The sequence below is a fragment of the Nocardia terrae genome, assembly GCF_009760405.1.
In the GTDB taxonomy this organism is placed as follows: domain Bacteria; phylum Actinomycetota; class Actinomycetes; order Mycobacteriales; family Mycobacteriaceae; genus Nocardia; species Nocardia terrae.
This window is the reverse complement of the sequence record NZ_WRPP01000001.1, coordinates 1122862-1136979: the sequence shown is the minus strand read 5'-3', so window position 1 is coordinate 1136979 and position 14118 is coordinate 1122862. Positions and strand designations below refer to the sequence as shown.

Below are 14118 nucleotides of genomic sequence, written 5' to 3'. Positions count from 1 at the left end.
CTCTGAGGGGTACCCCACCGAGCAACCCACGGCGGCCTCGAGAGATGGCGACACGCCCCGCCTCTTCCTGGGGTTTCAGGGGCTTGCCCCTGAGAGTTACGAGAGTTGTCAGCCCCCTGGTCGCTACGACAGCGGGTCGTATGTCACGATATTGCCCAGCAATCGATTCGAGCCGTAAAGGAGCCAAAGTGGCCGCCACGGAACTGGAACCCGCGCACCCGAAGGATGTCGTCACCAAGGTCGACACCGCCGAGGTTCCGTCCGCCGCGTGGGGCTGGAGCGGTGAATCGCGCCGGACCGCCCGCGCCGCCGGCTGGGTCGTCGTCGTGATCCTGCTGGCCATGCTGTTCGAGAACCAGCAGGGCAGCTCGTCGGGCACCGGCAATGTCGGTTACATCTTCCTGATCCTGTTCGCGGCCGGTCTCGCGTTCATCCTGATCCGCGACTCGATCCTCTCGCGCCGCCCGCGCTAGTTCGTTCGCGAAATCCCTTGCCCTACCGACCAGTTCGGTAGGGCAATTCGGGTTTTGTCGGTGTCTTCCGGCACACTCGCTGCCGTCACAACGCAGTACCGAGTAAAACGCAGTACCGAGTAACCGGAGACATCCATGCGCAAGATCCTGCCGTCCGCCGTCGTGGCCGTCGCCGCGGCCGCCCTGCTGGCCCTGCCGGCCGGCACCGCCCAGGCCCAGTCCGCGGCCTGCGGCTCCGCCGTCGACCTGATCAACGCGGCCATCGACCAGTACCCGAACGGCATCGACAACGACGGCCAGAAGTCGCTGGCCGCCCAGCTGCTCGCCATCGACGCCAACGCCCACGACAAGGCGGCCATCGCGGCGTTCGCCACCGCGCTCATCGACGACAATGTCACCGACCTGAGCGACGCGATCGACTCGTTCAACGCCTCCTGCTCGTAGCACCCGCGCGGGACCCCGACACCTGACCCCGGGGTCCTCGCATACGGATCCGGGCCGGATCGTCCTCGACGATCCGGCCCGGATTGCGTTGTCGGTCAACTCATTACGAGGCGGCCGGGGCGTCGGGAGCGCTCAGGCGGTTGAACAGGCCGATGCCGATCGCGACGGCGGCGACGCCACCGGTGAGCACCAGGCCCGCCGCGGCGCCCAGCGGGATGCCGATGCCGGCGCCCATGATGCAGCCGCCGACCCAGCCCGGGAGCAGCACCGGGGTGCCCAGGACCGCGCCCAGGACGCAGCCGCCGACGCCGCCGATGAGGGTGCCGATCAGCGTGCCCATACCGGTCGCGATGCCGAACTGCGACGACGCGTTGGACCAGGCGGAATCCTGGTCGGCCTGGCTGGCGACGTCGTGCAGCAGCGGCGCCGGGGTGGCGGCGGCCGGGTCCATGTTCGGGGTGAAAGTGGCGGTGTTGCCGTCGATCTGGGCGGCCACCGGGTGGGCCAGGCCGTCCATCTGGAACGACAGCGGGAACGCGGTCACCAGCGCGCCCTGGTCGTCACGCACCTGGAACTGGCCGTCCTGGGTGTCCAGGGAGCCGAGATCGGTCTTCAGGACGACCGAAGCGCCTTCGATCTTGGCGTCCCAGTGAATGGCGGCCGCGTCGGCAGCGGGGGCCGGGGCGGGATCGGCGTAGGCGGTGCCGGCGCTGATACCGAGGGCCGCGATGGCCAGGGCCGAGGTGGCAGCAAACTTCTTGAAACGCATGGATTTTCGTCGCTTTCTTGAACGGGCGCTTCCCTCCAGGGAGCGAGGTCCTCATCAGGCACCCGAGACAAGATAAGCCAGCTAATGTTGCCGATCTGTTGCCAAACCGTATCCAAAAGCGTTTCAGAAGTATGTTTTGCGTAAAGAGGGTGTTCGCTGGCAGTTTCCTGTGTGACCCCGGCAACTTTCTGGAACACCGAAAGGCCCGCGTCACACCCGAATGACAGGGGGACACGGGCCTTGATGCCGCGAATTTCGGGCTACTGCTCGGCGGGGTCGTTGATGCGGTTCAGGAAGACGATGCCGACGATGATCGCCGCGGGCACGCCGACCAGCACCAGACCGGCCGCGGCGCCCAGGGTGATACCGACCGCCGCACCGGCCATGCAGCCGCCGATCCAGCCGGGCAGCAGGCCCGGGGTACCGACGACGATGCCCGCGACACAGCCCAGCGCGCCGCCGACGACGGTGCCGATCAGGGTGCCGATCGCGGTGGCGAGGCCGAACTGCGTGGCCGCGGCGCCCACCGCGTCATCGAAGCTCTTCTGCTTGTCGCTGGTCACCTCGTGCAGCGGCAGGTTGGTCGGACGCGCGGCGGCCGGGTCGGTATTGGGGACCAGGGTGGCACGCAGTCCCTCGACGGTGGCCTGGATCGGGTGGTCGAGGTCGTCCACGGTGTAGGCCAGCGGAACCGCGGTGACGATATTGCCGCCGTTGTCACGGACCTGCAGCTGGCCGTTGTCGGTGGTAAGCGAGCCCTGGTCGACGTCGACCACGACGGCGTTGCCGTCGATCTTGGCGTTCCAGTGGATGCCGGGGGCGATCTGGTCGATGCCCTGGTTCACGCCGTCGAGCAGGGAGGGCAGAACCGGAACGGGAGCGGGGGCCGGAGTGGGATCCGCGTGGGCGGTGCCGGCGGTGATACCGAGTGCTGCGATAACCATCGCCGAAGTGGCGGCGAGTTTGCTCAACTGCATGACACTTGCTTTCTTGCTGGACTGGCCTTCCTCTGGGCGCTTCCCGAGAGCGAAGTGGACGGGGCTTTCTGGCGTCCAGGTCAAGTGTCCATTAAGAATCAGCTGAGAAATAGCTACAAACGTCCTTTGATAGCAAACCTCACTAACCCACCGGATCGTGAGGCACGCCACCCACCAGCTGTTTCAGCGCCGGAAGCGCCCCCGCAACTGCGGGTCGTTCTCCCACCACAGCCCGGTGGACACCGGCTCGTCGTCTTCTTCCACCGCGCGAGCGGCACTACGCCGCACCGCTTTCCGCGTCACCCGTTCGGCTTCGGCCGCATCCAGTTCGGCGTCCATCTCACTCGCCTTGCGCTTCTCGTCGGCGGCGAAGCGCCGCATGACGACCAGCGAGTAGACGAGTCCGAGCAGATCGCCGAGCAGCCAGAAGATGCCCGCGCCGATGGTCTGGTCCATGCGCGCGTCCGGACCCCAGGTGCGGCCGATCGAGGAGTAGTAGCCGGTGGCGACGAGCGGACCGAGCCACAGCACGATGCCGAGGATGCCGTCGGCGAGAGACTCCGCGATGGTGATCAGCAGGGACAGGCCCTGGGTGAAGTGTTTGGCCACGGGATCGAGTTGCAGCCGCGAGTAGAAGTACAGGAATCCGACGGCCACGATCACGATCCGGGTGAGCGCGTCGACCACCCCGTGCCGCAGCACCGCCTCGTACCAGGGCGAGAGGAACAGCGCCCACGGGAGCAGCAGGATCAGCACGGACGCGGTGGCCGGATGGGTGAGCGCCCGGGCGACGCCGCCGGAGAGCATGGCATCCAGGCGTTTCCGGCCCGCCGGTCCGAGCGCCGCGCGCACCACGGTGAACGGCGTGCCCGCGGCGAGCGCGAACGGCACCAGATACAACAGCACCAGCACCTGCAGGGCTCGCACCCAGAACAGCGTGCCGGAGTAGACGCCGACCACGCCGAGGCCCGAGTACAACCACACGCCCAACCCGCCGACGGCGAAGCACACGGCCCGTCCCGTCGAGAGTTTCTCGCCGCGTCGGCGTCCCTTCACGAAGCAGACCGCGTAAGCGAGCCCCAGCAGCGCGACGACCAGCACAGTCGAGGTGTCCCACCGCCATGAGCTCACCAAACTGCTCATGTGCAGCGGTGTTTCGATCCCAACCACGGCGTCAAGTATGCGCCGTGCCGCCGGGACGGTTCATCCGCCCCGGCGGCACGGTCAGCGGGAAACCGTGCGGCGGTAGGTCACCTTGTCGAACTCGCGCCCGAATTCGTCGACCGCGATCACGTCCATCTCGCTGGCGAACACGCCCGGCCGCACGTCCACGCGGATGAACGAGTAGCGGCTGAACCGGACTCGCGACCAGGGGGCGGCTTCCTTGCCGTCCTTGCCGTCGGCTCCCCACAGGGTGCTCTCCGGCACGAAGGTGTCGGGCTTCTCGTTACCGCGGTAGGTGTCGCCCGCGGCGAAGGTGCCGTGCGCCGCGCCGCCGCCACCGACGACGTAGTAGACGGTGCCGTCGGTGTCGGGGTAGACGATCGAGTTGTCGGGCGCGGCCTTGGTGGGCGACCCGCCGCGCATCGGGTCGGTGCGCTCGAAGTTGTGGTTGTGGCCCTGCAGCACCAGATCGACCTGGTACTTGTCGAACAGGTCGGCCCACGCGCCGCGCACGCCGCCGTCGCTCGCCCCGCCGATGCCGGTGGCGTAGGCGCATTCGTGGAAGAAGCAGACGATGAAGTCGATGGCCGGGTTCGCCCGGTAGGCGGCGAGGGTGGACTCCACCCAGCTGTTCTGCGCCCCACCGGAATAGCCGAGGTTGGCGCGCACCTGCCAGCTCACCTCGTTGGCGTCCAGCGACAGCACCGCCACATTGCCGTAGGTGAACGAGTACACCGACGGGCAGCCCGCGGGACCGTTGTCGGGAAAGTCCATGCGCGCCATGAGCCCGCCGTACCCGTGATTGCCGTAGACGGCTTCCATGTCGTGGTTGCCGGTGGCGAACATCCACGGCACGTGGCCCGCGCTGGATTCGATGGCCTGCAGGTAGGTGTCCCACACGAACGGGTTGTAGGCGTCGATGTCCTCGCGGCCGGCCTTGCCGTTGGGCACGAACCAGTCCGGGCCGCCGCCGTGTGAGGTGTCGGCGTAGCAGATGTCGCCGGCGAGAATGTGGAATTCCGGGTTGCTGGCGACGATCTGGCGCTGGATGTTCTCGGCATTGCGCGAGCTGGGGGCGTCGCCTTCGCCGTACTTGTTGCGGTAGGCCCCGGCGGGCATGCCGCCGGGCTGCGCGGGGGTGTCGTCGATGCCCTGGTCGCCCATCATGGTGAAGCGGAAGGGCAGCAGGGCCGCGCGCGCGCTGGGCATGGCGGTATTGGCCGAGAGCACGTCGCTGACATAGCCGTCGGCGGTGCGCCAGCGGTAGAAGTGCGGCATCCGTCCGGGCAGGCCGTCGACGGGCGCGTGCACGTAGAACTGTTCGGCCGAGAGCACTCCCCCGTCGGTGCGCGGGAGCTGGGTGACCAGGTTGCGGACCTCGGCCTCGAGGGTGCCGCCCAGCGCGGGGGTGGGGCCGTGTTCGAGAAAGACCTTGGTGGCGCCCGGGTTTCGCGAGAGCTGCGCGGAGAAGCGGAGCTGGCTGGCGGCGTCGGTGCCGTAGCCGACGCGGCGGCCGCCGACGGTCAGCGGGGCGTCGTCGGCGTAGGCGACGCCGCGCCCGCCGAAGGCCGCGCCGAGTCCGGCGGCCAGGGCGGCGGCGGTGCTGCCGCGCAGGAAGTTCCGGCGGCTCACGCGATGCCTGCGCACGTACGAACGGTGCCATTCGTATTGCTCGTCCATCGTCATCTGCGCGGCGAGGTGCGCCGGAATGCCCGTGCGGGGCACCGTGCCGTGGGGGTTCAGCATCGAGGAAACCTTGTCACCGTGGGTTCGTTACGGGCGTCATCAAAACGCCGCAAGCTTACGGACTCACGACATGCGGGTGAACACGCGCCGATTCGGGTGGCGTGTTCCCGAAATCAGCCGGGCAGAGCGATATTCGGGTCGGTGGAACGGTACGGCTCGGCCTGGGGACCGGTGGCGAAACCGCGCAGCACGGTGGCGACGGCGTGGTGGATGGCCGCCTCGCGGTCGGCGTCCTCGGCGTCGACCAGCGGGCCGTCCACGATGAGCGTGGCCAGCCCGTGCACGGCCGCCCAGGCGGTGAACTCCGCGCCCGGGCGCTGGCGCGGATCCATGAAGCCGACCGCGACCAGGGCGTCGAGGCCGACACCGATGAGCTGGAAGATCGGGTCCTCGAGCACGTCCTTGTCCTTGTGGACGTCGATATCGCTGCCGCAGAACGCGGTTCGGAACAGCCCGCGCTCGCGGTCGGCGTATTCGATGTAGGCGCGGCCCGCGGTGGCCAGGCGGGCGATGGCGGTCGCGGTCGGATCGGATTGATCGGCAACGTCGTTCATGGCGGTGGCGAGCGCCTCGAACAGTGCCGCTTCGGCCTGTTCGTTGACCGCGGCCAGCAGTTCCTCGTGCCCGGCGAAGTGCCGGTAGGCGGCGGTGGCGGTGACGCCGACCGCGCGGGCGGCGGCGCGCACGGTGACCGCGGACGGCCCGCCGATCTCGGCCAGTTGCGCGGAGGCCCGCATGAGCGCGTTGCGCAGGTCCCCGTGGTGGTAGGGCCCCTCGCGAACCGGGCGCTGAGCCGCATCGTCGGTGATGTCCACGACATCGATGTTGACACCTGTACAGATTCACTGGCAAGTTAACACCCATAAAGTTCACACCCGTCAACATCCCCCTCGCTTCCGAGAGGAATCACCCATGAGCGCACTTCTGGGGCGCATCGGCGACTTCGCCTTCCGACGCCGCGGCCTGGTCGTCTCGATCTGGGCTCTCGTATTGATCGCCGTGGTCGGCGGCGCGACCCTCGCGGGCGGCCGCCTCGACGACCGCTTCACCGTGCCGGGCGCCGAATCCCAGCACGCCCTCGACACCCTCTCCGAGACCGCGCCCGACGCGGCCGGGTCCAACGCGCAAATCGTCTTCACCGCACCCGAGGGCCACCTCATCACCGAAGCGCCCTATCGCGCGGCCATCCAGCGCACCCTGGAGACCGCCGGGACCGCGCCCGGCGCGATCGGAGTCACCACGCCGCAACAGGCGGGAGCCGTCTCCCCCGACCAGCGGACCGCGATCGGCGTCGTCCACTTCGACGGCGACCGCTCCAAGGTCACCGACACCGCACGCGAGGCGGTCCAACACTCCATCACCCCGGCCCGCGACGCCGGACTCGACGTGTCGGTCGGCGGCTCCATGTACGGCATCGGCCAGATGAGCCCGGGCATCATCGAGGTCCTCGGGCTCGCGGTGGCGGTGCTGGTCCTGGTGATCACCTTCGGCTCGCTGCTCGCCGCCGGAATGCCCATCCTCTCCGCACTTTTCGGCATCGCCGTCACGGTCGGCGGGCTGATCGCCCTGTCAGCCACCGTGCCGGTCTCCTCCACCGCGCTGACCCTCGCCCTCATGCTGGGCCTCGCGGTCGGCATCGACTACGCCCTGTTCATCCTCTCCCGCCACCGCTCCCAGCTGGCGGCCGGACTGACACCGCGCGAGTCGGCCCGCCGCTCCAACGAAACCGCGGGCAGCGCAGTCGTTTTCGCGGGCACCACGGTCATCATCGCCCTGGCGGCACTGAGCGTGATCGGCATCCCGTTCCTGACCACCATGGGCCTGGCCGCCTCGGGCGCAGTCCTCATCGCGGTCCTCGTGGCCCTGACCCTGCTCCCCGCCCTCGCCGGATTCGCCGGCCACCGCCTCGCCCCGCGCCCCGGGTCCCGAACCCACCGCCGGATCACCGGCACCGGCGACATCGAGAACGCCTCCCCGCAAAGGGAGAGCACGGGGGCGCGGTGGGCGCGGCTGGTGACCGCTCGGCCGGTGGTCACCGTGGTGGCTGTGGTGGGGGCGCTGATGCTGCTCGCGTTGCCGGTCGCGTCATTGCGAACGTCCCTGCCCGACAATGGTTCCGCCGCCGTCGGCAGCGGTGAGCGGCAGGCTTACGACACGATCGCCGAGAAGTTCGGGCCGGGCTTCGACGGCCCGCTGGTGGTGGTCGTGGATGCCGCCGACGGCGATCCGCACGCCGCGGCGACGGCCGCCGCCGCGATGCGCACGCTGCCCGATGTCGCCTATGTCGCCGCTCCGCAGCCGACGCAGCGGGCGGGGCAGTCGCTGATCATGGTCGTTCCGGCCAGTGCGCCGGAATCCCAGCAGACCGCGGATCTGGTGCATGCCATTCGTGATGAGGTGTCGACCCGGGTGCCCGATGCGAAACTGGCCGTCACCGGCGACACCGCGGTCACCACCGATGTATCGCAACGGCTTTCGGCGTCGCTGCTGCCGTTCCTCGCGATCGTGGTCGGGCTGAGCCTGGTGCTGCTGGTCGTGGTCTTCCGGTCGATCGCGGTGCCGGTGAAGGCGGCGCTGAGCTTCCTGCTGTCGGTGGCGGCCGCGCTGGGGGCGACGGTGGCGGTTTTCCAGTGGGGTTGGGCCGCTGAGCTTCTCGGTGTCGCGAAGGTGGGCCCGGTGGTGAGCTTCCTGCCGATCATCCTGGTGGGAGTGCTGTTCGGGCTGGCCATGGACTACGAGGTGTTCCTGGTGTCGGGGATTCGGGAAGAGTGGCTGCGCCGCAAGGACTCCGAGGCGCCGGGCCGGGCCACGGCCGCGATCATCGAGGGCGCCCGGCACAATGCCCGGGTGGTGACGGCGGCGGCCACCATCATGGTCGCGGTCTTCGCCTCCTTCGTCTCGACCGAGGACGCCCTGGTGAAGCCGATCGCGTTCGCGTTGGCGGTGGGTGTGCTGGTGGACGCGTTCGCGGTGCGCCTGACCCTGGTCCCGGCCGTGCTCGCGCTGCTGGGCCGGGCGGCGTGGTGGCTGCCGGGTCGCCTCGACCGGGTCCTGCCGACGCTGAATGTCGAAGGGCCGCAGCAGGTCAGTCCGCCTCGTGTGCCGCCTCGTACTCCGCCTCGAACGTCTTCTCCCGACGGCGTTCCCGCAGCTTCCACACGATGAGCGCCAGCACGACGACGGCGACGACCGCGATGGCCAGGTCGCGGCCGACCGTCTTGGCCACCTTCTCGTAGGACTGCCCGGCCACATAGCCGAGCACCACGAAGGTTGTGCCCCACACGATTCCGCCCGCGGCATTGAAGATCAGGAACCGGCGATAGGGCATGCGGGAGGTGCCCGCGAGAGCGGGCATCATGGCCCGGAAGAAAGCGGTGAACCGGCCCAGGAAGACCGCCCAGCCGCCGCGCCGGGCCAGGTAGTCCTGGGCCTTGTCGAGCCGCCCGCGATGACGGTCGAGCATTTTGACCTGCAGCAGTCGCGGGCCGACGTGCTTGCCGACCTCGTATCCCACGCTGTCGCCGAGGATGGCGGCGGCCACCACGAGCACGATCATCACCCCGAGCACCACGTGCCCCTGGCTGGCCGCCACCCCGCCGAGCACCGCGGCCGTCTCACCGGGGACCACGAAGCCGACGAAGATGGCGTCCTCGACGAACACCAGCAGGGTGACGACGAGATACACCCAGATCGGGGCGATATCCAATATCCGGTGCAGCAGCGCGTTCATGTCCGCCACCGTACCCAGGTGCCGCGCGCTCAGGCCGCGGGATCGTGCTCGGGTCGCCGGCGCAGCAGCCCCCACAGGCCCAGTGCGCAGCCCGTCGCCAGCGCGGTCGCGGTCCAGCCGGGTGCGAACGAGGTGTAATCGCCGATGGTGCAGGGTTTTCCGGGGTCGATCAGCAGGCAGTGGCCGCGGCGGGTGTAATCGCGCAGGGCCAGTACCGGGGAGGGCACGTAGATGAGGGCGATGCCGAGCACCCGGGTGGAGCCGTAGCGCGGGGCGACCGCGCCGAAGCAGTAGCCGGACAGCAGTGCGAGCAGCACGTGTCCGAGGCCGCCGAGCACGACATTGTGCCCGGTGGCGACCACCAGTACCGAGAACACCGCCAGCCCGATCACGCCGACCGCGGCGACGCGCACTCCGGGCCAACGGGTTCCGGCGAGCAGTCCGGCCGCGACCGCCAGCATGAGCGGGGGCACCGACCAGCCCGGCACCCGGTTCTCCAGGATGACGCTGCCCGCACCGGCCAGCGCGACCGCGAGCAGCACCTGGGTGCCGTCGCGGTCGGGCAGCAGCAGCGCGGCGAATACGGCGGCCACCACCGTGGCGGCGGTCATCACCGCGATATCGCGCAGGCTGTCGCCGTGGCGGGCCAGCACGCTGGAGCAGAGCAGGCTCACCCCGATCATGAACGCGGCCGCGATAATGGGCACGATGGGCAGCTGGATCGAATAGGGTTCCGCGGGTTGTGAACCGGGTTCGCGCAGGAAGCGCACGCCGATGAGGATCACGGCGAGCACGATGAGCCACATCGGCGGCGCGTCCAGGGCCGGCCAGTTCTGCGGGAAGTGCTGATCGGTCACCGCGGAACGGGTTTCGGGCCGGATCTCCTCGGCCACCACCCCGCCGATGGCTCCGAGCAGCCAGGCCATCGCCGCCCAGGAGTACCGGGATTCGACGCGGGAGCGGGCCAGCACCGCCGCACCGGAGCCGCCGAGGATCAGGCCGCCGGCAATGGAATCCAGGAAGTTCAGGGTGGCGAGCGAGGTGCCCAGTACGGCGTTCCGGCCGAGCAGATGGTTCACGAACAGCAGCGCCACCCCGCCCAGGGCCACGCCCCAGCGCAGGCTCTGCCCGCCCAACGCCGTGGACAGCACCGCCGCGACCACGGCGATCAAGGCACCGGCCGCGATCGCCTGCGGCAGTGAGAAGACCAGCAGGTCCAGGTGCAGCGCCGAACTGCGCGAGGTCCACGCGAAGTCGATGGGGACCATGAGCGAGAGTCCGGCGACGAGCGCCGCCAGGAACGCGGTGACCGTTTCCACGCCCTCCCCGCTCCACCGGATCGTCATCGGCGACCGGGTGGCGGCGACCGGAAAACCCGCTGATCTGCGCTCATTCGGTCAGATTAGCAATGAATCAGCTACCGATCCGGGAGGCTGCGGTCGACCCGGACGACGTCGGTCGCCACGGCCGAAATCGGCCGTTGTTCACGATGATTCGAGCGGCGCAGCAGCAGCCAGGTCGCCAGGATCATCACGATGATCGACGGCTTGCCCAGGATCAGGGTGGCCACACCCAGCAGCACAACCTGATTCGCGAGATACAGCGGAACGATCACCACCAGGTGGACCAGCCAGAAGATCACCCAGCCGAGGGTGATGCGGCGGTGGGTGCCCAGGTGCGCACCGGAGATCGCGGCCGGTTCCAGGCGCAGCCGCTGGGTCGTCCAGAGGGTGAGCGGGCGACGGCCGAGCAGGGTCGCACCGAAGCCCGCCACGAACAGCACGCACAGGATCAGGTCGGGCAGGTAGAAGTCGCGGCCCTGCCCGGTGCACATGACGAACACCGAGTACACCGCGACGAAGGCGATGGAAATGCCGACCACCCGGACGGATTCGCCGCGTGCGAGCCGGAATCCGCCGAGCGCCACCGCCACCGCGAGCGCGACCGCGATACCGATCCACGGGTCGTAGAGCTTGTAGCCGAGCAGGAACCCGAGGGCGGGCGCGGCGCCGTCGGCGATGTGCCGAGGCCCGTGGTGCTCGAGAAATTTCCCCCGGGCGTCCCGCAGGTCGCGACGCCAGTGACCGGTACCACTCATGCGGGCGACAGTAATGCAGGAGAACTGCAGTTACGGGGAGTTCCCGAAAAAAAGCATCCGCTTAGTTGGTTGAGTCGTTCAGCCGGCCCACTGCGTCACCACCATGACGATCGACGCCGCCCCGATCGCGGCCACCCCGAATGCCACAGCCGACAGCAGCAGACCGGACGCTGGGCGCCCACCCCGCCGCAGGCCGCGATTCCGCATGACGGCCACGACCGCGACCAGCACCATGACCAGGGCCGCGGCGGTGGGCAGCAGCCCGGTGGGCCGCCAGCCCACACCGCCTTCCACGGCGACCTTCATGAACAGCGCGCCACCGGCCATCGCGGAGATGGCGGTGCGCCGCCAGGCCATCCGGACAGCACCGCGACACCGCTCAGGGCTCGCCGTGCACCAGGCGCCCGCCGATCACCGTGTGGGTGGGTTCCAGGTCGCGCAGCCGATCCGCCGGCGCGGTGGCGGGGTCGAGCTCCCAGAGCGTCAGATCGGCGAGCCGACCGGGTGCGAGCAGCCCGCGGCTGTCGGATTCCCCCAGCAGTGCAACGGCATTCGTGGTGTGCAGGGCGATGGCCTCGGCGGCGGTGATGGCGTGCTCGGGACCGCGCACACCGGTCACCGTCTCGCGGGTCACCATCCCCCACACCGAGCGCATCGCGCCGTACGCGCCGACGGGATAGTCGGACCCGCCGGTCACCAGCGCGCCCGCGTCGATCCAGCCGCGCGCCGGGAAGAGCCGATCCACCCGCTCCGGACCCCAGTAGGTGTCCTGGATCCGGGCGACATCGTGCTGCAGCGGCTGCTGGATGGTGACCGGGATGCCCATGGCGACCGCGCGGGCGCGCAGCCCGGCATCGGCCAGGCCGCCGTGTTCCATGACCAGCCATCCGGCGGGCAGGGCCGGGTGGCGGGCCTGGAGTTCGGCGTACACGTCCAGGAGCTTCTCGATGGCCCGATCCCCGTAGGCGTGGGTGCCGATCCGCCAGCCGCGCCGGATCACCCGGTCCATGGCCTCCACCAAAACCTCGGGCTCCCAGGTGAGATAGCCGTGGAAGGCGTGGTCGCAGGCGTAGGGCTCGCGGGTCGCTCCGGCTTCGATGCCGCCGTCGAGACCGAACTTCACACCCCATACGCCGAGTCGCGGACCCGGCAGGTAGCGCCATTCCTCCATGCGGTCGAGCATGTCGTCGACGGCTTCGACGGTGCCGAAGCCCAAGGCGGAGACCATGACCCGCACCCGTACCCGTAGGGCGTCGGCCTCGAGCGCGGCCCGCAGCACCGGCAGGTCGGCGACCGGCACCATGGCGTCGCGCACCGCGCCGATGCCCTTGGCCGCGTAATCCTGGGTGGCGGCGCGGAATCCGTCGATGCGCTGTTCGAGGGTGGCCTGCGGCAGCAGGCGCGCGATCAGGGGAATCGCATTGTCCTGCAGCCAGCCGTTGAGCGCGCCGTCGGCGTCGCGGCCGATGTGGCCACCGGCGGGCACGGGCGTCTCGGCGGTGATGCCCGCCAATTCCAGTGCGGCACTGTTGACGACGATATTGTGGCCGCCGCGCATGAGCAGCACCGGATGCTTGTCGGTGGCCGAATCCAGTTCCCGCGCGGTCGGAAAGCGCCGCTCGGGCAGGTTGATCTCCTGCCAGTTGGCGGTGGTGCGGATCCACTGTCCGGGCGGGGTCTGCTGGGCGCGTTCGCGAATCAGCTCCAGCAGTTCCGGGATGTCGCGCGCGGTGTGCACCGGCACGTCGTGGGCGCTGTTGGCGGCGATCATCAGGTGGGTGTGGGTGTCGTCGAAGCTCGGCAGCACCACGGCGTCCGGGCGGTCGATCACCACCGTGTCGCCGGTGGCCCAGGCGTCGAGCCCGTTCCGGTCCGGCGACACCGCGACAATGCGGTCGCCGCGCACCGCCAGCGCTCGCTGCGGCGGCTGGCCCGGTACCAGCGTGTGGATGGCTTCCGCGCGGATCAGCAGATCCGCCCGCTCGTTCGACATGCGATCACTCCTCACCAAATTCCTTACCCACCGTAACCATCCCGGCTCAGGAAGGTGGCCACTACCTTCGCGGTGGCCTCGGCGGGAATGCCGCGATCCGCCCCGCCGGGCACCTCGAACGCCGTCTCAGCGAGCTTGTTCGATCGGAAAGATGATGGGGCTCAACAGGTATTGATCGCGTCCCTCGGCCTCCCGATGGGCCAGGCGCGGGACGATCACCTCGCTCAGCTCGGCCATCATCGTCTCGAGTTCCTCGCGGCTGAGCCACATGGCGTGCTGACGAAAGCCGACGAGATCGGCTGCCGGATCGGCTTTTTCGCCGTCGAGATAGGCGTTGAACTCGGCGATCAGCACCGCCATGGCGATGCCGAAGACCGAGCGATAGCCCTCGGCGGGCAGTTCGGCGGCGGCCTCGGTGGGGATGGCGGCCCGGTCCTGGCGCAGCCGGTAGTGCCGTTCCACCGCGCCGCGCACCCGCCGCTCCTCGGCGACCTCCAGGATGCCCGCGGCGGTGAGCGCGTCGACGTGCCGATACACCGTGGCTTTGGAGGTGTCGGGCAGCCGGTCACACAGTTCGCCGGTGGTCAGGGTCCGATCTCCGCGCAGGGCGTGCACGATGCGCAGCCGCACGGGATGCACCAGGAGCTCGTAGGTTTCCACTTCCCAACCTTCTCATAGCCTGCTACCTTTCTCAATCATAAGAATGATTGCACCGATTGAGAAA

General features: G+C 69.3%; 14 protein-coding genes. 3 read left to right on the top strand and 11 right to left on the bottom strand.

The features are described from left to right. The first annotated feature begins 188 nt into the window (after positions 1-188). Positions 189-473 (top strand): DUF2631 domain-containing protein, encoded by a 285-nt coding sequence (locus tag GPX89_RS05240; RefSeq protein ID WP_328601517.1) that lies wholly within the window; start codon positions 189-191, stop codon positions 471-473. 135 nt (positions 474-608) lie between these two features. Then, positions 609-917 (top strand): hypothetical protein, encoded by a 309-nt coding sequence (locus GPX89_RS05235; RefSeq protein ID WP_157355385.1) that lies wholly within the window; start codon positions 609-611, stop codon positions 915-917. Between the two features lie 103 nt (positions 918-1020). On the opposite strand, the gene GPX89_RS05230 is transcribed toward GPX89_RS05235, so the two are convergent. The 5 genes from GPX89_RS05230 to GPX89_RS05210 all read right to left on the bottom strand — a co-directional run bounded on the left by GPX89_RS05230 (position 1021) and on the right by GPX89_RS05210 (position 6388). After that, positions 1021-1686, bottom strand: coding sequence for a hypothetical protein (locus GPX89_RS05230; RefSeq protein ID WP_157355384.1), 666 nt, complete (start codon positions 1684-1686; stop codon positions 1021-1023). Between the two features lie 260 nt (positions 1687-1946). Beyond that, complete coding sequence (locus GPX89_RS05225; protein ID WP_157355383.1) at positions 1947-2663, bottom strand: hypothetical protein; 717 nt, start codon at positions 2661-2663, stop codon at positions 1947-1949. Between the two features lie 183 nt (positions 2664-2846). Continuing rightward, on the bottom strand, positions 2847-3806 hold the full coding sequence (locus tag GPX89_RS05220; protein ID WP_157355382.1) for a cytochrome c oxidase assembly protein: 960 nt from the start codon (positions 3804-3806) through the stop codon (positions 2847-2849). An 81-nt stretch (positions 3807-3887) separates the two neighbouring features. Continuing rightward, complete coding sequence (locus tag GPX89_RS05215; protein ID WP_157355381.1) at positions 3888-5573, bottom strand: metallophosphoesterase; 1686 nt, start codon at positions 5571-5573, stop codon at positions 3888-3890. Between the two features lie 113 nt (positions 5574-5686). Then, the gene (locus GPX89_RS05210; protein WP_328601516.1) at positions 5687-6388 is read right to left on the bottom strand and encodes a TetR/AcrR family transcriptional regulator; all 702 of its coding nucleotides are present in this window, start codon (positions 6386-6388) and stop codon (positions 5687-5689) included. A 97-nt stretch (positions 6389-6485) separates the two neighbouring features. On the opposite strand from GPX89_RS05210, the gene GPX89_RS05205 reads away from it, so the two are divergent. Beyond that, the gene (locus GPX89_RS05205) at positions 6486-8738 is read left to right on the top strand and encodes an MMPL family transporter (protein WP_157355380.1); all 2253 of its coding nucleotides are present in this window, start codon (positions 6486-6488) and stop codon (positions 8736-8738) included. Here GPX89_RS05205 and GPX89_RS05200 read toward each other — a convergent pair. From GPX89_RS05200 to GPX89_RS05175, 6 genes are all read right to left on the bottom strand, one after another. Further along, positions 8659-9303: a DedA family protein gene (locus GPX89_RS05200; protein WP_157355379.1), complete on the bottom strand. Its 645-nt coding sequence runs from the start codon at positions 9301-9303 to the stop codon at positions 8659-8661. The two genes, GPX89_RS05205 and GPX89_RS05200, sit on opposite strands and share 80 nt — an antisense overlap. Positions 9304-9332: 29 nt before the next feature. Beyond that, positions 9333-10649: a hypothetical protein gene (locus tag GPX89_RS05195; RefSeq protein WP_157355378.1), complete on the bottom strand. Its 1317-nt coding sequence runs from the start codon at positions 10647-10649 to the stop codon at positions 9333-9335. A gap of 71 nt (positions 10650-10720) precedes the next feature. Next, complete coding sequence (locus tag GPX89_RS05190; protein WP_157355377.1) at positions 10721-11401, bottom strand: DUF3159 domain-containing protein; 681 nt, start codon at positions 11399-11401, stop codon at positions 10721-10723. Positions 11402-11479: 78 nt separating this feature from the next. Continuing rightward, positions 11480-11758, bottom strand: coding sequence for a DUF202 domain-containing protein (locus tag GPX89_RS05185; RefSeq protein ID WP_157355376.1), 279 nt, complete (start codon positions 11756-11758; stop codon positions 11480-11482). A gap of 22 nt (positions 11759-11780) precedes the next feature. Further along, positions 11781-13394 (bottom strand): amidohydrolase, encoded by a 1614-nt coding sequence (locus tag GPX89_RS05180; protein ID WP_157355375.1) that lies wholly within the window; start codon positions 13392-13394, stop codon positions 11781-11783. Positions 13395-13520: 126 nt separating this feature from the next. Then, on the bottom strand, positions 13521-14054 hold the full coding sequence (locus GPX89_RS05175) for a helix-turn-helix domain-containing protein (RefSeq protein ID WP_328601515.1): 534 nt from the start codon (positions 14052-14054) through the stop codon (positions 13521-13523). Positions 14055-14118 lie beyond the last annotated feature (64 nt).

Coding starts and splice junctions, on each gene's coding strand:
- GPX89_RS05220 (WP_157355382.1), bottom strand. CDS start 3,806: ATGAGCAGTTTGGTGAGCTCATGGCGGTGGGACACCTCGACTGTGCTG.
- GPX89_RS05225 (WP_157355383.1), bottom strand. CDS start 2,663: ATGCAGTTGAGCAAACTCGCCGCCACTTCGGCGATGGTTATCGCAGCA.
- GPX89_RS05200 (WP_157355379.1), bottom strand. CDS start 9,303: ATGAACGCGCTGCTGCACCGGATATTGGATATCGCCCCGATCTGGGTG.
- GPX89_RS05205 (WP_157355380.1), top strand. CDS start 6,486: ATGAGCGCACTTCTGGGGCGCATCGGCGACTTCGCCTTCCGACGCCGC.
- GPX89_RS05195 (WP_157355378.1), bottom strand. CDS start 10,649: ATGACGATCCGGTGGAGCGGGGAGGGCGTGGAAACGGTCACCGCGTTC.
- GPX89_RS05215 (WP_157355381.1), bottom strand. CDS start 5,573: ATGCTGAACCCCCACGGCACGGTGCCCCGCACGGGCATTCCGGCGCAC.
- GPX89_RS05180 (WP_157355375.1), bottom strand. CDS start 13,394: ATGTCGAACGAGCGGGCGGATCTGCTGATCCGCGCGGAAGCCATCCAC.
- GPX89_RS05230 (WP_157355384.1), bottom strand. CDS start 1,686: ATGCGTTTCAAGAAGTTTGCTGCCACCTCGGCCCTGGCCATCGCGGCC.
- GPX89_RS05235 (WP_157355385.1), top strand. CDS start 609: ATGCGCAAGATCCTGCCGTCCGCCGTCGTGGCCGTCGCCGCGGCCGCC.
- GPX89_RS05190 (WP_157355377.1), bottom strand. CDS start 11,401: ATGAGTGGTACCGGTCACTGGCGTCGCGACCTGCGGGACGCCCGGGGG.
- GPX89_RS05185 (WP_157355376.1), bottom strand. CDS start 11,758: ATGGCCTGGCGGCGCACCGCCATCTCCGCGATGGCCGGTGGCGCGCTG.